Annotated in this window: 22 protein-coding genes, 2 tRNA genes, 1 other RNA gene and 2 pseudogenes; 16 read left to right on the top strand and 11 right to left on the bottom strand. The window is 71.9% G+C overall.

Annotated features, from left to right (window positions below):
- Nucleotides 1–13: 13 nt before the first annotated feature.
- Both PYS65_RS18925 and ffs read right to left on the bottom strand, forming a co-directional pair.
- Nucleotides 14–2,335, bottom strand: coding sequence for a DNA polymerase III subunit gamma and tau (locus tag PYS65_RS18925; protein WP_279335122.1), 2,322 nt, complete (start codon nt 2,333–2,335; stop codon nt 14–16).
- Between the two features lie 71 nt (nt 2,336–2,406).
- Nucleotides 2,407–2,505: signal recognition particle sRNA small type (gene ffs / locus PYS65_RS18920), an RNA gene on the bottom strand.
- Between the two features lie 72 nt (nt 2,506–2,577).
- Between ffs and PYS65_RS18915 the strand changes: the two genes are divergently transcribed.
- The 3 genes and pseudogenes from PYS65_RS18915 to PYS65_RS18905 all read left to right on the top strand — a co-directional run bounded on the left by PYS65_RS18915 (nt 2,578) and on the right by PYS65_RS18905 (nt 3,586).
- Nucleotides 2,578–2,665 (top strand) — tRNA-Ser (locus PYS65_RS18915).
- A gap of 95 nt (nt 2,666–2,760) precedes the next feature.
- Nucleotides 2,761–3,261 (top strand): annotated as a pseudogene (locus PYS65_RS18910) (ATP-binding protein); the annotation flags it as partial.
- Between the two features lie 103 nt (nt 3,262–3,364).
- Nucleotides 3,365–3,586, top strand: a complete 222-nt coding sequence (locus PYS65_RS18905; RefSeq protein ID WP_279335121.1) for a hypothetical protein — start codon at nt 3,365–3,367, stop codon at nt 3,584–3,586.
- Nucleotides 3,587–3,692: 106 nt separating this feature from the next.
- Here PYS65_RS18905 and PYS65_RS18900 read toward each other — a convergent pair whose 3' ends face one another.
- The 3 genes from PYS65_RS18900 to PYS65_RS18890 all read right to left on the bottom strand — a co-directional run bounded on the left by PYS65_RS18900 (nt 3,693) and on the right by PYS65_RS18890 (nt 8,549).
- The gene (locus tag PYS65_RS18900; protein ID WP_279337995.1) at nt 3,693–5,654 is read right to left on the bottom strand and encodes a copper resistance CopC/CopD family protein; all 1,962 of its coding nucleotides are present in this window, start codon (nt 5,652–5,654) and stop codon (nt 3,693–3,695) included.
- A gap of 188 nt (nt 5,655–5,842) precedes the next feature.
- The gene (locus PYS65_RS18895; protein ID WP_279335120.1) at nt 5,843–6,451 is read right to left on the bottom strand and encodes a GNAT family N-acetyltransferase; all 609 of its coding nucleotides are present in this window, start codon (nt 6,449–6,451) and stop codon (nt 5,843–5,845) included.
- Nucleotides 6,444–8,549, bottom strand: a complete 2,106-nt coding sequence (locus tag PYS65_RS18890) for a penicillin acylase family protein (RefSeq protein ID WP_279335119.1) — start codon at nt 8,547–8,549, stop codon at nt 6,444–6,446. The genes PYS65_RS18895 and PYS65_RS18890 overlap by 8 nt, the downstream gene beginning before the upstream one ends.
- A 325-nt stretch (nt 8,550–8,874) precedes the next feature.
- Here PYS65_RS18890 and PYS65_RS18885 point away from each other — a divergent pair, with 325 nt between their 5' ends.
- Both PYS65_RS18885 and PYS65_RS18880 read left to right on the top strand, forming a co-directional pair.
- The gene (locus PYS65_RS18885) at nt 8,875–9,171 is read left to right on the top strand and encodes a type II toxin-antitoxin system VapB family antitoxin (RefSeq protein WP_279335118.1); all 297 of its coding nucleotides are present in this window, start codon (nt 8,875–8,877) and stop codon (nt 9,169–9,171) included.
- 270 nt (nt 9,172–9,441) lie between these two features.
- Entirely contained in the window at nt 9,442–10,068 is a 627-nt protein-coding gene (locus PYS65_RS18880; RefSeq protein WP_279337994.1) for a LytR C-terminal domain-containing protein, read from the top strand.
- Nucleotides 10,069–10,205: 137 nt separating this feature from the next.
- On the opposite strand, the gene upp is transcribed toward PYS65_RS18880, so the two are convergent.
- Entirely contained in the window at nt 10,206–10,841 is a 636-nt protein-coding gene (upp, locus tag PYS65_RS18875) for a uracil phosphoribosyltransferase (RefSeq protein ID WP_279335117.1), read from the bottom strand.
- Nucleotides 10,842–11,183: 342 nt separating this feature from the next.
- Between upp and PYS65_RS18870 the strand changes: the two genes are divergently transcribed.
- The 8 genes from PYS65_RS18870 (at nt 11,184) to PYS65_RS18835 (ending at nt 15,692) form a co-directional block, all read left to right on the top strand.
- Nucleotides 11,184–11,354 carry a hypothetical protein gene (locus PYS65_RS18870; protein ID WP_279335116.1) on the top strand — a complete coding sequence of 57 codons (171 nt, stop codon included), beginning with the start codon at nt 11,184–11,186 and terminating at the stop codon, nt 11,352–11,354.
- Nucleotides 11,355–11,716: 362 nt separating this feature from the next.
- Complete coding sequence (locus PYS65_RS18865; RefSeq protein WP_279335115.1) at nt 11,717–12,265, top strand: tRNA adenosine deaminase-associated protein; 549 nt, start codon at nt 11,717–11,719, stop codon at nt 12,263–12,265.
- A gap of 50 nt (nt 12,266–12,315) precedes the next feature.
- Complete coding sequence (gene tadA / locus PYS65_RS18860; protein WP_109376666.1) at nt 12,316–12,747, top strand: tRNA adenosine(34) deaminase TadA; 432 nt, start codon at nt 12,316–12,318, stop codon at nt 12,745–12,747.
- A 45-nt stretch (nt 12,748–12,792) separates the two neighbouring features.
- Nucleotides 12,793–12,877: transfer RNA gene (locus PYS65_RS18855), tRNA-Ser, on the top strand.
- 105 nt (nt 12,878–12,982) lie between these two features.
- Complete coding sequence (locus PYS65_RS18850) at nt 12,983–13,159, top strand: hypothetical protein (RefSeq protein WP_279335114.1); 177 nt, start codon at nt 12,983–12,985, stop codon at nt 13,157–13,159.
- On the top strand, nt 13,159–13,452 hold the full coding sequence (locus PYS65_RS18845) for a Dabb family protein (protein WP_279335113.1): 294 nt from the start codon (nt 13,159–13,161) through the stop codon (nt 13,450–13,452). Before PYS65_RS18850 ends, PYS65_RS18845 begins: the two co-directional genes overlap by 1 nt.
- A 170-nt stretch (nt 13,453–13,622) precedes the next feature.
- A complete protein-coding gene (locus PYS65_RS18840) occupies nt 13,623–14,543 on the top strand; it encodes an RNA polymerase sigma factor SigF (RefSeq protein WP_279335112.1) in 921 nt (306 codons plus the stop codon).
- 246 nt (nt 14,544–14,789) lie between these two features.
- The gene (locus PYS65_RS18835) at nt 14,790–15,692 is read left to right on the top strand and encodes an RNA polymerase sigma factor SigF (RefSeq protein WP_279335111.1); all 903 of its coding nucleotides are present in this window, start codon (nt 14,790–14,792) and stop codon (nt 15,690–15,692) included.
- Nucleotides 15,693–15,839: 147 nt separating this feature from the next.
- Here the strand turns inward: PYS65_RS18835 and PYS65_RS18830 are convergent, their stop codons facing one another.
- Nucleotides 15,840–16,037, bottom strand: coding sequence for a hypothetical protein (locus tag PYS65_RS18830; RefSeq protein ID WP_279335110.1), 198 nt, complete (start codon nt 16,035–16,037; stop codon nt 15,840–15,842).
- A 260-nt stretch (nt 16,038–16,297) separates the two neighbouring features.
- On the opposite strand from PYS65_RS18830, the gene PYS65_RS18825 reads away from it, so the two are divergent.
- The 3 genes and pseudogenes from PYS65_RS18825 (at nt 16,298) to PYS65_RS18815 (ending at nt 19,022) form a co-directional block, all read left to right on the top strand.
- A complete protein-coding gene (locus PYS65_RS18825) occupies nt 16,298–16,792 on the top strand; it encodes a MarR family winged helix-turn-helix transcriptional regulator (RefSeq protein WP_279335109.1) in 495 nt (164 codons plus the stop codon).
- An 88-nt stretch (nt 16,793–16,880) separates the two neighbouring features.
- Nucleotides 16,881–18,479 (top strand): annotated as a pseudogene (locus PYS65_RS18820) (MDR family MFS transporter); the annotation flags it as partial.
- A 51-nt stretch (nt 18,480–18,530) separates the two neighbouring features.
- Nucleotides 18,531–19,022 carry a PPOX class F420-dependent oxidoreductase gene (locus PYS65_RS18815; RefSeq protein WP_279335108.1) on the top strand — a complete coding sequence of 164 codons (492 nt, stop codon included), beginning with the start codon at nt 18,531–18,533 and terminating at the stop codon, nt 19,020–19,022.
- Nucleotides 19,023–19,058: 36 nt separating this feature from the next.
- Here the strand turns inward: PYS65_RS18815 and PYS65_RS18810 are convergent, their stop codons facing one another.
- From PYS65_RS18810 to PYS65_RS18795, 4 genes are all read right to left on the bottom strand, one after another.
- Nucleotides 19,059–19,832 (bottom strand): TetR/AcrR family transcriptional regulator, encoded by a 774-nt coding sequence (locus PYS65_RS18810; protein WP_279335107.1) that lies wholly within the window; start codon nt 19,830–19,832, stop codon nt 19,059–19,061.
- Nucleotides 19,833–19,868: 36 nt separating this feature from the next.
- Nucleotides 19,869–21,446, bottom strand: a complete 1,578-nt coding sequence (locus PYS65_RS18805; RefSeq protein ID WP_279335106.1) for an MFS transporter — start codon at nt 21,444–21,446, stop codon at nt 19,869–19,871.
- A gap of 166 nt (nt 21,447–21,612) precedes the next feature.
- A complete protein-coding gene (locus tag PYS65_RS18800; RefSeq protein ID WP_279335105.1) occupies nt 21,613–22,353 on the bottom strand; it encodes a response regulator transcription factor in 741 nt (246 codons plus the stop codon).
- Between the two features lie 116 nt (nt 22,354–22,469).
- Nucleotides 22,470–23,450 carry an amidohydrolase family protein gene (locus PYS65_RS18795; protein ID WP_279335104.1) on the bottom strand — a complete coding sequence of 327 codons (981 nt, stop codon included), beginning with the start codon at nt 23,448–23,450 and terminating at the stop codon, nt 22,470–22,472.
- Between the last annotated feature and the right edge of the window lie 83 nt (nt 23,451–23,533).

The raw sequence follows: 23,533 nt of genomic DNA, 5'->3' as shown, positions 1-23,533 counted from the left end.
CGCTCGTCCGCTCCTACTCGTTCGTGAGTTCCTCGATCACGGTCGCACCCAGCTCCCGGACGATGAGCTCCTTGCCGGAGAGGGCGGACTCGTCCAGGTCGGGGTCGTCCTCCTCGGGGACGTCGTCCTCGGGGGAGACGGGGGGCGGCTCCGGAGCGGAGGGCCTAGTCGCCGGTGCCGGTGCGGGCACGGAGGGCGCCTGCTGCGTGGAGGCGTACGCAGAGGGACCGGACGGGCCGGACATCCCCGACGGCTGGGCGGCCCCGGAACGCTGACCGGCGCCCGCACCCCCGTAACCACCGTCACCGCCCGAGCCACCGCCGCCCCCCGCGCCGTAGCCCGCAGCGCCCCCACCGCTCCGGCCACCACCGGGGGCCGGGGCCGCCGCACCGCCCCCGGACGGGTCGACGACGGCCTCGATCTTCCACTGCACGTTGAACTGCTCACCCAGGGCCTGCCGCAGCACGTCCTCGCTGCCGCTGCTCAGGAAGTTGTCCCGCGCGCCGGAGTTCACGAAGCCGATCTGGAGGGTCGTACCGTCGAAACCGGTCACCTGGGCGTTCTGGCTGAGCAGGATCCAGGTGAATCGACGGCGGTTCTTGACCACCTCGAGGATGTTCGGCCAGAGCGTGCGGGGATCGAGCCCGCCGCCACCGCCACCGGAGGGCCCGGGGCCCGCCTGGGGCGCTTGGGGTGCCTGGGGCGCAGAAGCAGGCGTGGGAACGGGAGCGGGAGCGGGGGCGGGAGCGCCCGGAGCGGCGGCCTGGGGCCGCCCGCCGCCCGCCGCTGCGGCCGTGGGCCAGCCACCGGGCCGGCGACCGCCTCCGGCGGAGGCCGCGGTGGGCCAGGCCCCCGGGGCGGGGGCACCGGACACGGGCTCGCCCGGCCCCGCAACGGGCGGAGCCACCGAAGCCGCGGCCGGAGGCTGAACGGGGGCCTGGACCGGAGCCACGGCGACCGGAGGCGCGGCGACCGGAGGCACCGGAGGAACCGGAGCCGGAGGCTGCACCGGCGAAGGCGGGAGCGAGGGCGGGACCTGCCCCCGCGCCGCGGCCCGGGCCGCGGCCGGACCGCCCCCCGGCGGAACCGGGGCACCCTCGGCCCCCCCATGGGCGCCGTCCCCCGGCACGTACCCCATGGTCGGCAGGCCGGCGGCGGGAGCGCCCGCCGAGAAGTTCACGCCCCGCTCGATCCGGTCCAGGCGGGCCATGACCGACCGCTCGTCGCCGTACGCGGCGGGAAGCAGCACGCGGGCACAGATCAGCTCGAGCTGGAGCCGGGGCGAGGTGGCGCCCCGCATCTCGGTGAGCCCCTCGTTGACGAGGTCGGCGGCGCGGCTGAGTTCGGCGGCGCCGAAGACACCGGCCTGGGCCTGCATCCGCTCGACGACATCGGCGGGAACGTCGATGAGCCCCTTCTCCGCGGCATCGGGGACCGCGGCGAGGATCACCAGGTCGCGAAGGCGCTCGAGCAGGTCGGCGACGAACCGCCGGGGGTCGTTGCCACCCTCGATCACGTGGTCGACGACCTCGAAGGCCGCAGCACCGTCCCCCGTGGCGAACGCCTCGACCACGGAGTCGAGCAGCGAGCCGTCGGTGTACCCGAGCAGGGAGGTCGCCATGGCGTACGTCACACCGTCGGGTCCGGCGCCGGCGAGCAACTGGTCCATGACGGACATGGAGTCACGCACGGATCCGGCACCGGCCCGCACGACGAGCGGCAGCACGCCGTCCTCGACGGAGCTGCTCTCCTTGTCGCACACCTCGCCCAGGTACTCCCGGAGGACCCCGGGCGGCACCAGCCGGAACGGATAGTGGTGCGTGCGCGAGCGGATCGTCCCGATGACCTTCTCGGGTTCGGTGGTCGCGAAGATGAACTTCAGATGCTCCGGAGGCTCCTCGACGACCTTGAGCAGGGCGTTGAAGCCCTGCGGGGAGACCATGTGGGCCTCGTCGATGATGTAGATCTTGTACCGGCTGTGGGCGGGCCCGAAGAACGCCTTCTCACGCAGGTCACGGGCGTCGTCCACACCACCGTGGGAGGCCGCGTCGATCTCGATGACGTCGATCGAGCCGGGCCCGTTGCGCGCGAGGTCCTGGCAGGACCGGCACTCGCCGCACGGCGTCGGCGTGGGGCCCTGCTCGCAGTTCAGGCACCGGGCCAGGATGCGCGCGCTGGTCGTCTTGCCGCAGCCTCGCGGACCGCTGAACAGGTACGCGTGATTGACCCGGTTGTTCCGCAGCGCCTGCTGCAGCGGGTCGGTGACATGTTCCTGCCCGATGACCTCGGCGAACGACTCCGGGCGATAGCGGCGGTACAGCGCGAGAGACGACACACCTACGAGGTTATAGGCGTCCACCGACATCGGGCCCCGCCCTCGGGGCGCCCCCACGCGTGCGAGCCGGAAACGCGAGCGCCCCCCACGCACCCGCCAGAGCCGACCTACCCTTGCTGCCTTCCGGCCCTGGGGGAGTTCAGTCAGATAGCGCCGCGTGAGGGGCTGCGCAAAGGCTACCCCATGTCGCGGGGAGAGAACGAGTTCGCGAGCACTCCTCCCGGTCATGTAATGTTCCTCGCGGAGGATTCGCCTAGTGGCCTAGGGCGCACGCTTGGAAAGCGTGTTGGGGGCAACCCCTCAAGGGTTCGAATCCCTTATCCTCCGCCAGTGCCTCACCGGGCACGAAGTCGAAGGGCCCCACCGTTCGCGGTGGGGCCCTTCGACGTTTCCGACGCCGCTCCCGGCCTTGATGCTCGGCGCGCCGGGAACGCCGCCACCGGGTCGCCGACCCTTGCCTGCGGTTCTGGCTCGCGTTTCCGGATCCGCACATGGCGGAGATCGAGAGGATGTGGGGGGGGGATCCCACTCTGAGCCGGATCGAGGAGCGGTGGACGAGCCGGCGGGTCCGTGCGATCGAGCCCCTGGTCCGGGAATCCCTCGCCCGTCTCCTACCGGACGGGCTCCGGCCCGCCGCCCCGGCGATCGGCGGGTACCGGACCCGCAGCAACGACGTCGAGATCGACCTGGTGGGCGCCGACCGGCAGCCGGTGGCCCGGCGGTTGCTCTTCCTCGGCTCGGGCGAACGGCCGGAGAGCTCCGCGTTCGACGGTCACGACCTGGCCGCGCTGCGGAAGCACCGGGCGGCGATCACCGACGAGCCGGTACCGCTCGTGGCGGTCTCCCGCAACGGGATCAGCTGCTCCTCCGGACTCCAGGCGGCGTATGGCCGCGGGAAACTGCTCAGCGCCCGGCACAGGGCGTGAGCAGGGGCTGGGTTCCGGCGGCTGCGGTTCTGGTGCCGTCCGCCTCGGGCAGTTGCTCACCGGGCGCGATGCCGAACGGGCGCGCAGGCCCATACTGGTGGTGATGACAAAGCCAGCTGCACCGAAGCGCATTCTGCCCACCAGCCCCTTCAAAGCACCGGTCGCGCCGCCCCCCAAGCACTTCACGGTGGGCGACCAGGTCACACACGACATGTACGGTCTCGGCCGCGTGATCGGCATCGAGGACGGGATCGCCGCACTCGTGGATTTCGGTTCGGCGCAGGAACGGATCCTGAGCCCGTACGCCAAGATGAGCAAGCTCTGACCGGCTCCCCGGGCGGAAGCCCGGGGCCTCCCGGCTTCCTCGCCGGTGCCGTGCAGGCCCCTTCCCGTCACCGGTGCGGTTCCGGTGCGGTCCCGGCGAGGGTGCCTCAGGGGTCGATACGGAGGGAGTGGGATTCGGTCACCTGGTCCACGTCCGAGACCCTGATGGTCGCCTTCATCGTCCAGGTGCCGGGAAGGGGGAGGGTGAGATCGCTGGTGGCCCAGTAGCCGCCACGGTCGGTCAGGCCCGCGTCGATGGGGCCGACGTCCTTCTCCTCGAGGGTGAAGGACAGGCGGAGCTCCGGGACCGAGTCCAGGGCGCCGTCGGGGGCGAACGCCACCGCCTGGATGCCGTTCTCCCCGACCCGGCCCGGGTCCAGGGTGATCTGCACGCTGCCCCTCCCGCCGGGGATGCCGACGGAGTAGGGGATGGTGATCACCGTCGCCGCGGGCAGTCCGGCGATCGGGGCGCTCTCGGCCGCCTTTGCCGCCTCGGCCTCGGCACGGGCCGGGAGGGTACTGGTCAGCACCGACGTGATCAGCAGCACCACGGCCGCCACGGCCGCTTCCGCCAGGACGGAGACGCGCAGACCTCGCCGGTAGCGGTCGGGAGCGGACGCCTCGGAGGCGGATGTCTCAGGGGCGGGGGCAGCCGGTTCGGGTGACGTCCGGGTGTCGGGGGGCAGGAGTGCGGGGGGCGCGGGAGGTGTCTCGCCCGGGACGGGGGCGGTCACGAGTTCCGGAACCCGCTGCCGGCTCGCCGCCGACGCCTTCCCCACAACCGCAGCCGCAACCGCAGCCCCCGCCGTACCCTCTGTCTCCCCGTCCGCCGCGTCCGCCGCGTCCGCCGCAACCGGCGTCGCCGCCGTCGTCGCCAGGCGGATGGTCCAGCGGCGGGACAGGGCCGCCGCCAGGAGCAGGACGACCGTCATCACGAGCTTGGCGGTCAGGACCCTCCCGTACGCCGAGTCCCCGAGCGCCGTCCAGGAGCCGAGGCCCCGCCAGGACTGGTAGACGCCGGTGACCACGAGCACCGTCACGGAGAGGAAGGCGAGGCGGGAGAAGCGGACGACCGTGGCGACGGGCAGCGGGGTCCCGGCGCTGAACAGGACGGTGAGCAGGGCCACGAGGCCGCCGAGCCAGCAGGCCGTCGCCAGCAGGTGCAGCACGGACGACGTCATCGCCAGCGGGACCTGGATACCGGCCGAGGCGTGCTCGGCGGCCGCCCAGGTCAGCGCCAGCGCGACGGCCAGGACGCCGCCCACGGCGAGCTGGGCGGGCGGTGTCCGGTCGCCCGGCTCGCCGTCGCCGACATCCGGCTCACCGCGGTGCGCGACGCGGGACAGCCGCAGCAGGACGGCCGCCGTCAGTGCCAGCAGCGCCACCCGGGCCAGCAGGGCGATGGCCGGCCGCCCGGTGAGGATGCCGGTGAAGGCCGCCAGGTCGAACGCCGTCGTGGGCGCCGAGCCGTTCTCGTACGGGGCCCGCAGGACGAGGAGGGCCAGGGTGGCCGTCAGCAGCGTCCACCAGCCCGTGACCAGCGGCATCCGCAGCGGGGCGGTGTCCGGCGGGCGGCACAGGGCCGCGAACGCCACCGTGCCGATGAGCAGGGCGGCGGCGACGTACGCGAGGTAGCGGCCGGTGTTGTAGAGGCTCGAGGTGACCGGGTGTTCCGCCGGGTCCTCGGGCGCGGCGGGTGCGGAGGGCGAGGGCTTGCCGATGGAGAACGTGAAGGCGCCGGAGACGGGGTGGCTGTCCGCGGAGACCACCCGCCAGGCGACCGTGTAGGTGCCCTCGTCGAGCCCGTCGGGCAGGTCGACCCGCGCGGTGTCCGACCTGTCGTCGGCGTGCCGCGGTTCGCCCAGCTTCACCCGGTGGTTGTCGGGGCTGTAGACCCGGAACGAGTCGTCGAGCAGGGCGACGGACTCCGTGAAGGTCATGGTGACGTGCTGCGGGGCGGTCTTGACGACGCTTCCGTCCTCGGGGACGGCCTCGCGGACGGCCGCGTGCGCGCTCGCCGGGCCGGCGCTGCCGAGGAGGAGCAGGACCAGCACGGTGCCCAGCAGCACCAGCCCTTGAAGTCGCCGGGTTCCGCGGACCGTTCCTCCGTCGCGTCCGCCCTCGCCCGCCGCTCCACTGCGCCGTCGCTGCACGTCGTTTTCCCGCCTTCCGGCAATCCGGCTTCAGACTGAGTACGGAGGGGAGGCACCGAACACTCACCTCCCCGGCAGAGATCACCACGGTACGGGCGGGGTCGTCACCCGCCGAAGGCCGCCTCCCGGGTGAGGAAGGCGAGTCGGGCCCGCTTCTCCGGCAGGTACACGTCCGGCAGGTCGATCTCGGGCAGGACGACCGCGGGACCGGCCGTGAAGCCCTGCCGCAGGAAGCGGGTGATCGCCTTCTCGTTGGCCACGTCCGGGTCGACCACCACCCGCTCGCGGTCCGGGCCCCGCAGCACGAACCCGACGACGGTGGCGAGCAGCGCGGCCGTCCACCCGGAGCGCGCGCCTCCCGGGGAGGCGGGGGCGAGCAGCAGGTGGAGGCCGATGTCGCCGGGTTCGACGGGGTAGCACTCACCGACCCGGTCGGCCTCCGGTTCGTAGGTCTGGAACAGGGCGGCCGGCTCACCGTCCTTGACGAGGAGGTACGCGTGGTGGGTGTCGAGCGTGTCCATGTGGGCGTAGATCTCGGCCACCTGCCGCTCGGTGAGGCCGTTCATGCCCCAGAAGACGGCGCGTTCCCCGCTCACCCAGCGGTGCAGCACGGGCGCGTCGGCCGACGGGTCGAGCGGCAGGACGCGCAGAGCGCCGAAGCCGTCGACCACCTGCTCGTGGACGGCCGCACGGGAGTCGTACGGGTCAGACATCGGTCTCCTTCCGCAACCGCGCCCAGTCGGTGACGACCGGGACGAGGTCTCCCGCGAGCCACAGGGCCAGTTGGTCTCGGTGATGAGGTGATTCCGGGACGCCCGAGGCGCCGAACGGCACCACCCAGCGGCTGTCCTCACGGCGGGCCAGGTCCCAGACGTACCGCGCGGCCGGGCCGCGCGCCGCGAGGTCGGTGAGACCGGGCACGGAGGAGGTGCACAGCACACAGTCGTGGTCGCCCGACAGACCGGGCTCGTCGTACGGCGTCGTGGGCGGCAACGCCCGCCAGGGCGCCGACCGGTGGGTGTCGCCCCAGGTACCGGCAGGGGGCCGGACGGCCACCTCCTCCAGTGCCGCGCGGACCGCGGCCGGGCGGTCGACGCCGTACAACTCTTCTGCGGTCAGGAGGTGTTCGAGCGCGAAGCCGATGCGGGGGAGCAGCGCCAGCCAGGGCAGGAAGACCTCCGGCCAGGCCGGGGGCGTGGTCAGTGCGGCGAACGCGGGGTGCTCCGCGAGCCGCCGTACGACCGCGCCGCGCACCGCGGCGAAGACGGCCGCGTCGGCGCTGTCCGCGTCCATCCGCCGGTTCCAGCGCAGCAGCCGGTCGCGCAGACCGGCCGCCGGTCCGCTCAGGCCGTCGAGGGCGGCGAGGTGGTCCAGCAGGGCGGTGGCGGAGGCAAGGTGGGTGTCCCTGTGGAGGGCGGGCATGTCGGCCGCGGACCAGTGCTCCTTCCGCGCGAGCAGGGCGGCGATGCGGTCGGCGCGGTGCGGCGGTGCGAACTCGACCCCGAGGGGGGAGGCCGGGCCGCGCTGGTTCGCCATCACGGCGACACCGTCGGTCAGCCCGGCGCGCGGCGGCTCGTGCCATCCCCGCCAGTCGTGGCCGGGCTCCCACGCGGGCACCGGACAAATCCCGTTGGCCTCGGCCCGGACCGGCACCCGGCCGGCCACCCGGTGCAGCGTGCCGCCTTCGGTGTCGGCGGCCTGGATCACGTTGACGGGCTCGGCCCACAGGTCGACGGCCCGGTCCACGTCAGCGACCCGGCGGGCCCGCAGCAGCGGCAGCAGGGCACCGAAGCCGAGGTCCCCGGTGACCCGCGGCGGGTAGCGCAGGGCGAGGGCGACCGGGGGCGCGCCGGGCTCGGGCACGCCGTCGTCGAGGCCCTCGGGACCGCCGATGACCACCGGCCCGCGATCGGTCTCGATCACCTCGACCCCGACCGGTTCCTCGCCGGCGACCTCGATGGTCTCGGTGTGCCGGGCGGCCCGCCGCCAGACCCCGTCCGGACCGAGCGCCTCCACCCCGGCGCCGGTGCGCCGCAGCTGCTCCCGGTAGAGGTCCTGGTAGTCGGCCATGGCGTTGGTGATCGCCCAGGCGACCGTGCCGGTGTGACCGAAGTGGGCGATGCCGGGGACACCGGGCACGGCGAGGCCGACGACGTCGAACTCCGGGCAGGACAGGTGGATCTGCTGGTAGACGCCGGGTTCCTCGATGAAGCGGTGCGGGTCCCCCGCGATGACGGCCCGCCCGGTCACCGTCCGCTCCCCCGCGACCAGCCAGCCGTTGCTGCCGGAGGTGCCGGGGCCGTCGGCGGCGAACAGTCCGACGGCGTCCGCGCCGAGGTGCGCGGCGACCCGCTCGCGCCAGAGCTTCGCGGGGAAGCCGGCGAACAGGATGTGCGTGGCGATCCAGACCGCGAGCGGTGTCCAGGGCTCCCAGCGGCCGGGCGTGAGGCCCACCCGGGCGAACTCGGGGGCGGTGGCGGAAGGCAGCCCCTCGTTGACGCCCGCCACGTACGCCCGTAGCCAGTGCGCCGTCCCTGTGTCCCGCCGTTCCCGCCGTTCCCGCCGTTCCAGCTCGGCGAAGCAGCGGCGGGCCGTGTCGGCCAGGCGGGCACGACGGGCGAAGCGGTCCCAGGGGAGGGCCTCGGGGCCGAGGAAGGACGCCGAGGTGCCCTGTGCCCTGTGCCGCTCGACCTCCAGTTGCCAGGCCCGGTCGAGGGCGGTGACCCGGCCCTGGAGACGGGCGAGTTCGACCGCGTCGTCCGCGCGCAGATGCGGGATTCCCCAATCGTCCCGAAAGATCTCACCGGTCACCGCGCCCCCATTCTCTTAAGGTTAGGCTTCCCTAAGTAAATCGTGGGCGGAATCGTACGCGAAGGGTGAGTACACGAGAGGGCGGGGCCGGGAGGGCCGGTGGGACCGCGGAGTCCGCGAAGGCGACCGCGGCGTGGTCACGGCGTCAGCCGCGCGCCCCGCCCCAGGTGACGGGTATCACGGGGAGCATCCGCGGGAGAAACGTGTCGGCAACCCGGCCACACCCACCCCCTTTGACGGAAATCGACCATGACCCGCCCGGACTTGCCCACGTGTCCGAGCCGTGAGGCTGCGCCCGGAACGTCTCGACCGGTAGGCTTTCCGTGTGATCTTCAAGCGCATCGGAAACGGCCGGCCGTACCCCGACCACGGCCGGGAAAGCACCCGGCAGTGGGCGGACGTCGCGCCGCGCCCGGTCCGCCTCGATCAGCTCGTCACGACGAAGCAGCAACTCGACCTCGAGACCCTCCTCGCCGAGGACTCGACCTTCTACGGCGACCTCTTCGCGCACGTCGTGAAGTGGCAGGGCGACCTCTACCTGGAGGACGGACTGCACCGCGCGGTGCGGGCGGCGCTCCAGCAGCGCCAGGTCCTGCACGCCCGCGTCCTCGAGCTGAACTGACCCTCCCCGGACTCCAGCCGGAGGGGATCCCCGCCGGTCCGTCCGTACGGAGCCGGCCCCGGCCCGGAAGCCCGCGGTGTGCCGCCGGGCCCCTTCGGCTTCCCCCGGTCGACCCGCCCGCGCTCGACCCGCCCGCGTTCCCGGATGAAACCTGGCCGAGCCCGCTTTGGCCCTTTCGGGTTGGACTGTGCGGCATCCGATGATCATCTGGTAGGCATTACCGTCGGAGCGCACTACGCTGCGCCCATGAGCATGCTGACTCCTCCCGGCATGGGCGGCCAGTACCGGATCCGGGGTGACAGGTACCCGCGGATGCGCCGACCCCGTCGCCGCGGCAGGCTCGTCGCCCTGACCACCGCGTCCGTCGCGGTGCTCGGCGTGGCGGGCTGGGGCACACTGCAGCTCTTCGACGTCTTCACCGGCGACGGAAACCCCGCCTCCGCCGTCGGCGTCAAGGCGGGCTGCGTCCCCAAGGCGAGCCCCTCGCCGAGCCCGAGCCCCGCCCGCAGCACCGCGCTCCCCGAACCCGGCCGGATCACGGTCAACGTCCTCAACGCCACGACCCGCAGCGGCCTGGCCCAGAAGACCGCCGACGAGCTGAAGAAGCGCGGCTTCAAGATCGGCGACATCGGCAACGCGACCGAGAAGTACGACAAGAAGGTCAAGGGCACCGGTGTGCTGCTCGGACCCACGTCCGCGCTCACGTCCTCGCTGCCGGTACTCGGCGCTCAGCTCACCGACGCCGAACGCCGTACCGAGGCCTCCCGCAAGGGCGGCGAGCTCGACCTCATCATCGGCGACGGCTTCACCCGGCTGACGGCGACAGCGGACGCCGACCGGGCCCTGACCGCACTGACCGCCCCCAAGCCGACGCCCACCGCGAAGAAGAGCTGCTGAAGAAGAGCTGCTGAAACCGCGGCGGCCGCACGGGAGCAGCGGCTCCCGGACGGCCGCGGTGCAGGGACCCACGCGCGTACCGACGAGGGTCCACGCGTGCCACCGGGCCACCGCCCGGTCTGGATTCGGCTGTCCGGCTATTCAGCCGCCCCGTACATCCGGTCCCCCGCGTCGCCGAGGCCCGGCACGATGTAGCCGTGCTCGTTGAGGCGCTCGTCGACCGACGCGGTCACGACGGTCACCGGGGTGCCGGCCAGCTCGCGCTCCATGACCTCGACGCCCTCCGGCGCGGCCAGCAGCACCACGGCGGTCACGTCGTCCGCGCCCCGCTTGATCAGCTCCTGGATCGCGGCGACCAGCGTGCCGCCGGTGGCGAGCATCGGGTCCAGGACGTACACCTGGCGGCCGGACAGGTCCTCCGGCATCCGGCTGGCGTACGTCGCCGCCTGCAACGTCTCCTCGTCGCGGATCATGCCGAGGAAACCCACCTCGGCGGTCGGCAGCAGCCGGACCATGCCGTCCAGCATGCCGAGACCGGCCCGCAGGATCGGCACCACCAGCGGGCGCGGGTGGGACAGCTTGACACCCGTGGTCGGCTGCACCGGCGTCCGGATGTCGACCTGCTCGGTGCGCACGTCACGCGTGGCCTCGTAGGCGAGCAGGGTGACCAGCTCGTCGGCGAGGCGGCGGAAGGTCGCGGAGTCGGTGCGCTGGTCGCGCAGCGTGGTGAGCTTGTGTGCGACCAAGGGGTGGTCGACGACGTGGAGACGCATGTCCCCACATTAACCGGGCCGAGCCGGGCCCTGTTCCCCGTGGGGGCAAGCCCTTCGGCCCGCCACCACTCCTTCGCTGGCGTCAAACCGCCTGTCCGGGGGAAAGTGGGAGGGACGGACTGGGGTGATGAAGCAATGCCTGAGCGGGATTCCCGAGACGAGCCGTCGACACGCAGGACAACCGGACCATCCGGAACGCCCGGGGCACCCGGTACATCCGACACGCGCGGAAGCGGCGGGGCAGCCGGCAGCATGCGCGGCGTATCCGGCGCATCCGGCATGACCGGTACGGCCGGCGGATCGGAGGGGTCCCACGTGTCCGGGGTGTCCGGGGTACCCGGCATGACCGGCCCGCCCGGGGCGGACGAGACGGAGGCCGAGCGGCGGCAGCGCCGTGCCCGGTTCCTGCGCGAACTCGCCGAGGCCAAGGAACTGCGCAACCGGGTCCAGCCGCGCCGCGCCAAGGCGGCCCGGCTGCGGCACGCGATGCGCATGCGCTCCTTCCGCTGGTAGCGCCCCCGCAGGGGATCCCCCGCCAGGCCCCCCGGTGGGCACGGCACCGAACGGGTGAGCCGGGTGCGGGAAGCGCACGATGCATGCGGGTGTTTACCGCGGTGGCCCTACGGGCTGGACGGGCAGAGCCGCGTACGATCCGCGTATGGCGAGGGCGAGCACGTCGGCGGGTTCCCTGCGGGAACACCTCGGCGGCGTGGGTGCAAAACTGCCGGACACAGGGGGCCGAAGACATCCCCTGACGGCCTTGTTTCTGCCACGATTCCGAGTGGGCGGGGGCGGGCTCGAAGAGCAGTCCCCGTCCGCAACCTCCGCCGGGGGGACCCCCGACCGGCACACCTAAGACCAGTGGGAGAGTCACGGTGTACTTCGCCGCACTGCTCGCGCGCACCGAAGACGGGTGGGAAGCGAGCGACACGGAACTCGACGATGTGGAGACCCTGTCGGATCTGGCCGACCTGGCCCGGCAGGCCGCACCCGACGAGGACACGGTGCTCGTACTGATCGAGCAGGAGGACGGCTGGTTCGGCGTCGTCCGCGTGGACGGCGAGGAGGACCCTCGCATCTACGTGTCCGACGCCGCGGCCGCCGCCCGCAGCAGTTACGGCGAGATCCTGCTCACCGACGAACTGCTCGGCCGGCAGCCCGGCGACGACGGCCCCGATCTGGACGCCCTCGACCTCGACGGCACGGAGGACGGTGAACCGGACGCCGACGACGCTGACAGCGCCGACGAGGCCGTCGCGGACTCCGGCTCCGGCGAGCCCGTGCCGCACGGGCCGGTCGGCGACGCCCGGGTCCTGGACGACCTGGGTGTGAGCGAGAAGGAGCTGCGCTCGCTGTCCGGGGACGCGCTCGGCGAGATCGCCGAGGTCCTGGGTGTCTCCGAGGTCCTGGAGACCGTCCGCTGACCGGGAACACCCGCCCGACCGACCCGGTGCGCGACCCCTGGCGGGCCGCGATGCGGCTCGCCCTGGACGAGGCCGAACTGGCCGTCCGGGGCGGGGACGTGCCCGTCGGCGCGGTCGTGCTGGCCCCGGACGGCAGCACCGTGCTGGCCTCCGGGCACAACGAGCGCGAGGCCGGCCCCGACCCCACGGCCCACGCGGAACTGCTCGCCCTGAGGCGGGCCGCCGCGAAGCTGGGGGAGTGGCGGCTGGCCGGCTGCACCCTCGTGGTGACGCTGGAGCCGTGCACGATGTGCGCGGGCGCGATCCAGCAGTCGCGGGTGGACCGGGTCGTCTACGGCGCCCGGGACGAAAAGGCCGGCGCGGTCGGCTCCCTCTGGGACGTCGTCCGCGACCGGCGGCTCAACCACCGGCCGGAAGTCGTCGAGGGAGTGCTCGCCGAGGAGTGCGCCGACCTGCTCACGGCGTTCTTCCGGAACCGTTGAATACCGATTTCAAACCATCGCGCCCCGTGCTGTAAGGTCTCCCTCGGTAGCGTGTCCGAGCGGCCGAAGGAGCTCGCCTCGAAAGCGAGTGTGGCGCAAGTCACCGTGGGTTCAAATCCCACCGCTACCGCCGGTGAAGGGCCCCGTCGTCAGACGGGGCCCTTCGTGCGATCATGGGCCCGCTCGGCGCGTACGGGTGACGCCGGTGCACCACAGTGACAGGGGGAGGGCCGCGATGGCGGTGAACGCGAAGAGGATCGCCATCTATGTCCTCGCGGTCTTCGCGCTGTATGTGATCATCACGGATCCCCTCAAGGCGACCGGCTACGTCCAGATAGTGTTCGAGGGCATCTCCGACGCCGCGAACGCCGTCGGTGACTTCATGACCTGGATCGCGAACGGAGGAGGCTGATGATCCGCCACCTGGTCCTCTTCAAGCTGAACGAGGGCGTCGAGCGCGACGATCCGCGCGTCGTGCGGGGCGTGGAGGCGTTCCGTTCGCTCGACGGCGAGATCCCGGAGATCCGTTTCTGGGAGTGCGCCTGGAACATCAGCGACCGGCCCATCGCCTACGACTTCGCCATCAACTCGGCGTTCGAGGACGCCGAGGCGCTGAGCCGGTACGTGGAGCACCCGAAGCATCAGGCGGGCGTCGGGCTGTGGCGCGAGTTCGCCACGTGGGTGATCGCCGACTACGCGTTCTGAGCCTCCGCCCCGAAAGCCCTCCACCATGACGGTGGAGGGCTTTTGCGCGCCCTTGGGAATGAACCGCCCCTCAACACGGAATATGCGGTGCTTGCACACAGTGAGCATGTCTTGTGATGCTATGACCGCTTTTGACGGATGAGTCGACCGATGAAGAGGTGGCGTTGACCGTGTCGGCCAGTACTGCGCCGCCCCAGGACCAGGTGTCCGCCCTGACCCCGGCTCCGGCTCAGTCCCCGGACTCGACCGCCCCGGCCCCGAACCCGACTCCCCCCTCCACGCAGCCCCCCGCAGCCCCGCCCGCGCCCGCACTGTCGCCGGCCAAGCGTCGCGGTGCCGACACCCGGGCCCTGACCCAGGTGCTGTTCGCCCAGCTCAAGGATCTCGAGCCGGGCACGCCGGAGCACACCCGGGTGCGCACGGCGCTCATCGAGGCCAACCTGCCGCTCGTGCGCTACGCCGCCGCCCGCTTCCGCTCCCGCAACGAGCCGATGGAGGACGTGATCCAGGTCGGCACCATCGGGCTCATCAACGCCATCGACCGCTTCGACCCGGAGCGGGGCGTGCAGTTCCCGACCTTCGCGATGCCCACGGTGATCGGCGAGATCAAGCGGTACTTCCGCGACAACGTCCGCACCGTCCACGTGCCGCGCCGGCTGCACGAGTTGTGGGTGCAGGTCAACAGCGCCACCGAGGACCTCACGACCGCCTTCGGACGCTCCCCGACGACCGCCGAGATCGCCGAACGGCTGCGCATCAGCGAGGAGGACGTGCTCTCCTGCATCGAGGCCGGGCGGTCGTACCACGCGGCCTCCCTCGAGGCCGCGCAGGAGGGCGACGGACTCCCTGGCCTGCTGGACCGGCTCGGCTACGAGGATCCGGCGCTGGACGGCGTCGAGCACCGCGACCTCGTCCGGCACCTGCTCGTCCAACTGCCCGAGCGGGAGCAGCGGATCCTGCTCCTGCGGTACTACAGCAATCTCACCCAGTCGCAGATCAGTGTGGAGCTCGGCGTCTCGCAGATGCACGTGTCCCGGCTGCTCGCGCGCAGCTTTCAGCGACTGCGGTCCGCGAACAGGATCGACGCGTAACCCCAAAGGGGATAATCGCTCATTAGTGCCCATCCGGTCGCTTCCAGGCTGAAACACCGCCAGTTCCCTTGTTTTCAGAGCTGGTTCGTCACTCGGATGTCGACATGTCACTACAGCGCGTTGCCGACATGTGACATTCTGCGGGAAGCGCGTTTGCCGAGGCTCCGGCTCCGGTATTCAGGTGAGGGCTGCGTTCCTCGGACGGGAACGTTCGCCCCGACCGTCCCGCGACCCAAAGGGGGTGGCATGTCCGCAGACCAGGGCAGCTCGAAGGTGCTCACGCTCGCGGAGAGCGAGACAGCTCCCAATGCTCTCGACTCACTCGGCCCCATCGATGACGTCCCGGCCCTCGCGGCCGCGCCCGCTCCACAGCTTCCGGACACGGCGGCCATCGACACCCGCACCCTGTCCCGCTCCCTGTTCCTGCGGCTCGCCGCACTCGACGAGGACAGCCCGGAGCGCGGCTACGTCCGGGACACCCTGATCGAACTCAACCTCCCGCTGGTGCGGTACGCCGCAGCGCGCTTCCGCTCGCGCAACGAGCCGATGGAGGACATCGTCCAGGTCGGCACCATCGGGCTGATCAAGGCGATCGACCGCTTCGACTGCGAGCGGGGCGTGGAGTTCCCGACGTTCGCGATGCCGACGGTGGTCGGCGAGATCAAGCGGTTCTTCCGCGACACGTCGTGGTCGGTACGGGTGCCGCGCCGGCTGCAGGAGCTGCGCCTGGCGCTCACGAAGGCCGGCGACGAGCTCTCCCAGAAGCTCGACCGCTCCCCGACGGTTCCCGAACTCGCCGCGGTGCTGGGCGTGTCGGAGGAGGACGTCGTCGACGGCCTCGCGGTCGGCAACGCGTACACGGCGTCCTCACTGGACTCCCCGGCCCCCGAGGACGACGGCGGCGAGGGCTCCCTCGCGGACCGCCTCGGCTACGAGGACACGGCACTGGAGGGCGTGGAGTACCGGGAGTCGCTCAAGCCGCTGCTCGCCAAGCTGCCGCCGCGCGAGCGGCGGATCATCATGCTGCGGTTCTTCGCCAACATGACCCAGTCGCAGATCGGCGAGGAGGTCGGCATCTCCCAGATGCACGTCTCCCGGCTGCTCACCCGGACCCTGGGCCAGCTGCGTGAGGGCCTCATCTCGGACTGAGTACGACTGAGCACGGCTGAGCCACCGGTCGGCGGCGCGTCGGCGACCGCCGCCGCGCCGTCCCGGAGCCTCAGCCCCGGGAACGCGGACCTCTGGCCGCCGGAACGCCCCTCGCGGGCGTGACGGCGGCCTCCGCGTGTCCGGTCGTCAGGTCAGTGCCAGCCAGGCCACCGCCGCGACGATCGCCACCACGGCGACGACACCGATGATCAGGCCGATACGCGGACCGCCACCGCTCGTCGCGGCGGCCTGCTGCCCCTGAGGGGCGTCGTCGACGAACGCGCGGAACATCTGCGTGCTGCCGGCGGGGTCGTGGTTGCCCTGGGGGGCCTGGGAGTTAGCCATGGCCCGAGACACTAGCGAATTGCCGACGCGGGCCCCAAGTGGGGGCGTACATAACGCGCCTGACCGCGTCCGCCGTCGGCCGGCCCGGCCTCGGGCGGGGGACGCCCGCTCCTGAGCACGCGGCGACAGGGCACTCACCTGCAGGTTTACGATTCGCAATACTTGCCTTTGCCAAGTTTTAAGGCGCCCGACCCCCGTTTTACTTGTCTGTGGCAACCATCCACTTCTATCGTTGCCCTAAGCAACAAATGGGAGGTGTGATGGCCGGGCAGGCGCAGTACGAGGAGCTCGTACGGCAGCTCAGTGCTTTCAGCGCGGTGAAGCGGGAGCTCCGCCGGAACATGCCGGCCGACTGTCACAGCGGCTCCGCCGCCGTGCTGACGGCACTCGGCCGCCACGGCGACATGCACATGAGCAGGCTCGCCGAGCTGCTCGTCCTCGATCTGTCGGTCACCAGCCGCCACGTCGCCCATCTGGTCGAGCGCGGGTGGATCGAGCGCTCCCCCGACCCGGCCGACAAGCGCTCCCGCATCCTGCGTGTCACCCCGGCGGGCCACGCCCGGCTCGACGAGCTGTTCCGGCAGACCACGCACCTGCTCGCCGAGCGCCTGGACCACTGGTCCGAAGAGGAGATCGGACAGCTCACCCAGCTCATGGCCCGGCTCAGGGACAGCTTCGGTGACTGCCGCCCCACGCCCCGTGCGACGCCGCCTCCCGGCCCCGCGGAGACCACGTACACGCCCGCGCACGTCTAAGAGAAGGAAGCCCATGGCAACGACCACACCGACCGGTGTGCGGGATCATGCCAAGCACGGGGGAGGCTCCACGGACAGCACTGCCCCGATGACCCACCGGCAGATCCTGGAGGCACTGTCGGGCCTGCTGCTCGGCATGTTCGCCGCGATCCTGTCCTCCACCATCGTCTCCAACGCCCTGCCTCAGATCATCACCGACCTCGGCGGCGGCCAGAGCGCCTACACCTGGGTCGTGACGGCCGCGCTGCTGTCGATGACGGCGTCCACCCCCCTGTGGGGCAAGCTGGCCGACCTGGTCAGCAAGAAGGTGCTGGTCCAGCTGGCCCTGGTGATCTTCCTCCTGGGCTCCGTGTTCGCCGGCATGGCGCAGAACTCCGGCATGCTGATCGGGGCCCGGGTCGTCCAGGGGCTGGGCGCCGGCGGGCTGACCGCGCTGGCCCAGATCATCATGGCCGCGATGATCTCCCCCCGGGAACGCGGCCGTTACTCCGGCTACCTGGGCGCGGTCTTCGCGGTCGCGACCGTGGGCGGCCCGCTGGTCGGCGGCGTGATCACCGACACCTCCTGGCTCGGCTGGCGCTGGTGCCTGTACGTCGGTGTGCCGTTCGCGCTGATCGCCCTGGTCGTCCTGCAGAAGACGCTGCACCTGCCGGAGACCAGGCGCAAGGTGAAGGTCGACTGGGCCGGCGCCTTCTTCATCACCGCGGCCGTCAGCCTGCTGCTGATCTGGGTCACCTTCGCGGACAACAGGTTCGCCTGGCTGTCCTGGCAGACGTACGTGATGCTCGGGGGCGCGTTCCTGCTCACCCTGGTCTTCCTCTTCACCGAGACGAAGGCCTCCGAGCCGATCATCCCGCTGCGGCTGTTCCGCAACAGCACCATCACGCTGGCCTCGGTCGCCTCGCTGTTCGTCGGTATCGGGATGTTCGCCGGCACCATCTTCTTCAGTCAGTACTTCCAGCTGGCGCGGAACGAGTCCCCGACCATGTCGGGCGTCCTGACCATCCCGATGATCGCCGGCCTGTTCGTGTCCTCGACCGTCTCCGGTCTGATCATCACCCGGACCGGCAAGTGGAAGGCCTGGCTGGTCTCCGGCGGTGCGCTGCTGACCGCCGGCCTGGGACTGCTCGGCACCATGCGCTACGACACCCCGTACTGGCACATCGGCGTCTTCATGGCGCTCATGGGTCTCGGCGTCGGCATGATGATGCAGAACCTGGTGCTGGCCACCCAGAACCAGGTCGCCCCGAGCGACCTCGGTGCCGCCAGTTCGGTCGTCACCTTCTTCCGGTCGCTCGGCGGCGCGGTGGGCGTCTCGGTGCTCGGCTCCGTGATGACGACCCGGATCAGCCACTACGCCGAGGAGACCATCGGCACGCTGAGCCCGCAGGAGCAGGCCGGTGCCGCCAAGGCGCTCGGCTCCGGTGAACTGCCGGACATGGACCTGCTGCCCGCGGGCATCCGCACCTGGCTGGAGAGCGCCTACGGACACGGCATCGCCGACATCTTCCTGTACGTCGCCCCGGTCGCGTTCCTCGCCTTCCTGGTGACCCTGTTCATCAAGGAGGTCCCGCTGCGGACCACGGGCGCGCTGACCCAGGCCGTCGAGGCCCGGGTACCGGCGACGACCGCGGCGGCGACGGGACCGGGGACGGCTCCGACCACGGCGGCGACGGTCGAGGCCCCCGGCCCGGAGTCGCGCCGCTCCCCGGACCCCGAATCCGCCTAGGCTGCCCCCATGGCACCGAACATCGCGACGAACACCCGTGTCTCGCTCGACGAGTTGCTGGACTTCGTACGCCCCCGGCACCGCGCGATCCTGCTGACCCGGCGGGCCGACGGCGGTCCCCAGGGCTCCCCGCTGACCTGCGGGGTCGACGACTCGGGCCGGATCGTGGTCTCCACCTACCCGGAACGCGCCAAGACGCGCAACGCCAAGAGGGACAGCCGGGTGAGCCTGATCGTCCTCAGCGACGAGTGGAACGGGCCCTGGGTGCAGATCGACGGCACGGCCGAGGTCGTGGACCTGCCCGAGTCGGTGGAGCCGCTGGTGGAGTACTACCGGAACATCGCCGGGGAACACCCCGACTGGGACGAGTACCGGGCGGCCATGGTCAAGCAGGGCAAGTCGGTCATCCGGATCACCCCCGAGCGGTGGGGGCCGGTGGCGACGGGCGGATTCCCGGCGCGGCTGGTCGAAGGGAAGCAGGGCGAGCAGGGCGAGCAGTAAGGAGCCGGGAGCACGAGGGGAGAGCGCGGAGGCGGGTCAGTCCCGGCTCCGCGCCACCATCACCTCGATACCCGCCACCAGCAGGTCCAGGGCGAAGGCGAAGTCCCGCTCCATCATCTCCTCGACCGTGTCGCCGCCCCGGGCCTCCATGGCCTTCGTCGACTCCTCGATGACCCCGGCGGCACCCGGCCACCGCGCCACCTCGGTCATGGCGTGCCGGTGGTATGCGTCGGGGGTCATCCCGGTCGCGGCGACCCGGGTGTGGAAGTGGCTCTCGATCGTGCCGTATCCGTACACGAACTGGAAGACGGCCGAGATGGCACCGGTGATGCCGTGCGCCGGCAGCCCCGTCCTGCGGATGACCTGCTGCACGGCCCCGGAGAACGACAGCGATCGGGGCCCGATGTTGAGGAACCTCCCGGCCAGCGGCGACAGCCAGGGGTGGCGCACCAGCATGGCCCGGTACTCCCCGGCCAGCGCGCGCACCTGGTCGCGCCAGTCCTCGTCGGCGTCCGGGGCGGGCAGGGCGAGACCCTCGTAGGCCGTGTCCAAGGCGAGTTCGAGCAGGTCGTCCTTGGTGTCGACGTACCAGTAGACGGACATCGCCGTGACGTTCAGCTCGGCCGCGAGCCGCCGCATGGAGAACTTGTCCAGGCCCTCGGCGTCCAGCAGCCGCACGGCGGCCTCCGTGATCCGCTCCCGGTCCAGCCCCGACGGCTGTCCGCCGCCGCGTCCGCCGTGCCGGGCCCTGTCCGTCAGCCAGACGCTGGGGCGTGCCGAGCCCCCGGACCGCTGGGCTGCCCTCGCCATGGCGCACCTTCCTCGACTTTCCGACGCCGTTTCATGCTAGGTCCTGTCCGGGTCCCCGCAGGGCCCCGCACACGCGGGGTCCTGTCCGGCCTTCGCCCCCGCGTCCGCCCTGCCCGCCCGGTGCAGCAGCGCCGCCGCCAGCAGCCCGCCGAGCAGCACGGCCGACGCCCCCACCAGCTGGCTGGTCTCCAGTCCTGAGGAGAACGCCTCGGTGACACGGCCCCGTTCACTCGCCGAGTCCGCCGCGGCCAGCGCCGCCGGGAGCGAGCCGGCCTCCACCGGGATCAGCGCGGCGAAACGGGCGCCCAGCACCGCGCCCAGTACGGCGACCCCCAGACCGTTGCCGAACTCGGCGAGCGTGCCGTTGATCCCGGCCCCGACGCCCGCCTTCTCCTGGGGGATGGAACTCATGATCGCGTGGGCCATGACCGGGTTGGCGATCGCGGTGCCCACCCCGATCAGGACCAGTCCCAGCAGGGTGCCCGGGTAGCCGTGTGCGGTGAGGGTGGCGATGGACACCAGCCCGCCGGACATCAGCGTCATGCCCAGGGCGATGGAGACCGGCACACCCATGCTCGCCGTCGCCCTCGCGGCCAGTCCGGTGAAGTTGAGCGCGACGACGGCCAGGGCCAGCGGAGCCGTCCGCAGGCCGGCCTCCAGGGGTCCGTAGCCGAGCACGAACTGCAGATGCTGGGTGAGCAGGAACAGCGCGCCGCCCATGCCGAAGGTGATCAGCGTCGCCCCGGCGACCGCGCCCGTGAACCGGCGGTTCCCGAAGAAGTTCAGGTCGAGCATGGGGTACGGGATCCGGCTCTCCCAGTAGGCGAAGACGCCGAGAACGGCGACGGCGCTGAGCGCGGTCATCAGGACGCGGGCCGAGGTCCAGCCGTGCTCGGGCCCGGAGATGATCGCGTACACCAGGGCCGCCATGCCGACGGTGGAGAGCAGCGCGCCGAGCAGGTCGGGCCGCTCGCCCTCCGGGTTCTTCGATTCCGGGACGAGCGCCACGACGGCGACCAGGCCGAGCGCCGCGATCGGCAGGTTGATCAGGAAGATCGCGCCCCACCAGAAGTGGTTCAGCATGAAGCCGCCGAGGAGCGGGCCGGTGGCGAAGCCGAGCGCGTTGACCGCGCTCCAGATGCCGATGGCCCTGGTCTGCTCCTCGGGCGGGAAGATCTGCATCGCCACGGCCAGCGTGGTGGTGAGCAACAGGGCGCCGCCGATCCCCATTCCGGCCCGCGCCGCGATCAACTGGCCCGACGAATCGGCCAGTCCGGCCACCAGCGAACCGGCGCCGAACAGGACCAGGCCCGTGGCCAGCATCTTCTTCCGGCCGTAGCGGTCCGCGGCGTTGCCCGCGCTGAGCAGCAGACCCGACTGCACGAGCGAGTACGCGTTGATCATCCACTGGATGTCGGCGGTCGACGCGTCCATCTCTCGGGTGAGCGAGGGGATCGCCACGTTCAGGACGGTGTTGTCGAGCAGCACGGTGAGCTGCGCGAGACAGATGACACCGAGGATCAGCCAGCGCCGGGGGTGCCCCTGGGTGCGCGGCACCCGGTCGTCCGCGACCCGGTCGGGGGTCTGCTCCTGGGGGGACGGGGACGTCGTCATGCCGTACACCGTAGAACACCCCTTATACGGCGTACAGTCGGGCGGTCCGAGTCCGGCCGAAGCGCGCGGGGTCATGGTGCCGGCCACCGCTCTTGACGCACGGAACCGACGACGCGCCGCGTCCCCGGGGTGCGCGGGGTGCGCGGGCGCGGTCGTCGCCGTCCGCTCACACGACCGCGGGCTTGATCAGGTACCCGGCGCCGCGCCGGGTGTGGATCATCGGCTCCCGGCCCGCGTCGATCTTCCGGCGCAGATACGAGATGTACAGCTCGACGACGTTGGCCTTCCCGCCGAAGTCGTAGGACCAGACCCGGTCGAGGATCTGCGCCTTGCTGAGCACGCGCCGCGGGTTGCGCATCAGGAAGCGCAGCAGTTCGAACTCGGTGGCGGTGAGGTGGATGTGCTTCCCGCCCCGGGTGACGTCGTGGCTGTCCTCGTCGAGGGTGAGGTCGCCGACCATCAGCACGGACTCCGGCCGGCGGTCGGCCGCGCCGGAGCGCCGGATCAGCCCGCGCAGCCGCGCGACGACCTCCTCCAGGCCGAACGGCTTGGTCACGCAGTCGTCGCCGCCCGCGGTCAGGCCCGCGACCCGGTCCTCGGCGGCGTCCTTGGCGGTGAGGAAGAGGACGGGGACGCCCGGCCGCTCGCGGCGCAGCCGCCCGAGCGTGGACAGCCCGTCCATGTCCGGGAGCGTCATGTCCAGGATGACGGCATCGGGCCGGAACTCGCGCGCGGCACGGACGGCGCCCTGGCCGTCCCCCGCGCTGCGGATCTGCCAGCCCTCGTAGCGCAGGGCCATGGACAGCAGTGCGGTGACCGACTGCTCGTCGTCCACCACAAGCACCCGGACGGGACTCCCGTCCGTCCTCAGCAGTTCGGCGCGCCCCTGGGGCGAGGTCGTGGTCATGCTCCACACCGTCGCGGGGACCTCTGAGAGCGCCCTTGCGGAAGTCTGTGATTTCCCTGAGAAACTCCGGTTCCCGGTTCCCCGTTCCCGGTCCCGGCCCCGGGAGGTACGGGGCCTCAGGAGGCCGACGACTCCCCGCTCGCGCCCAGGCCGAAGAGCCGGGCACCGTTGTCGTGGCACACCGCCCGCAGCCAGGCCTGCCCGAGCCCGAGCCGCTCCAGGGCGTGGAGCTGGTGGACGTACGGATACGGGATGTTGGGGAAATCCGTGCCGAGCAGGATCCGGTCGCCGAGGTCGGCCAGCCGGGGCAGGGCCCGCCGGGGGAACGGCACCATGCGCTCGGTGAAGTCGGTGAACGCCATGGTGGTGTCCAGCCGCACCTCCTCGTAGCGCGCGGCGAGGTCGAGGAAGTCCTCGTACTCGGGCATCCCGAGGTGCGCCACGATCAGCCGCAGCCGGGGATGCCGGGCCAGTACCCGCGCGATCGGCTCGGGCCCGGTGTGCTTGCCGGGCGCCGGCCCCGAACCGCAGTGGACCACCACCGGGACGCCCGCCTCGGCGAGCACGCCCCAGGCCCCGTCCAGCAACGGGTCGGCCGGGTCGTACGCCCCCACCTGCACATGCGCCTTGAAGACCCGTGCCCCCGCTTCGACGGCCTCCCGGACCTGCGCCTCGGCGTCGGGCTCGGGGAAGAGCGTGGCGGTGTGCAGACAGTCGGGCGTACGGCGGGCGAAGTCGACCGCCCAGCCGTTCAGCCACCCTGCCATGCCGGGCTTGTGCGGATACAGCATGGCCGTGAAGGCGCGGACCCCGAACTCCCGCAGCAGCCGGGCCCGTTCGCTCTCCTCCTGCCGGTAGGTGATCGGCCACTCGACCCCGCCGGTCAGCGGTCCGAGTGCGTCGAAGTAGGCCCACACCTTGCGCAGCACCCGCTCCGGCATGAAGTGCGTGTGCACGTCGACGAGTCCGGGAAGCCCGAGCCCCTCCCAGAACCGCCGCACCTCGGCGGATTCCGCTACGGATTCCGAAGCCGGTACCGGTCCCCGCTCCGGGGCCGCTTCCGGCGCTGACGCCGGTGCCGTGGGGTGATCACTCATGCTGCCACGATCACCCCTGACCGCGTCCCGGGTCCACTCCCCTGCAGGAAGAACGAACCGGAGACCGGACGACGCCGAACAGC

Origin of the sequence: Streptomyces cathayae, from assembly GCF_029760955.1 — a bacterium.
GTDB lineage: Bacteria > Actinomycetota > Actinomycetes > Streptomycetales > Streptomycetaceae > Streptomyces > Streptomyces cathayae.
This window is presented reverse-complemented; position numbering and strand designations above follow the sequence as displayed.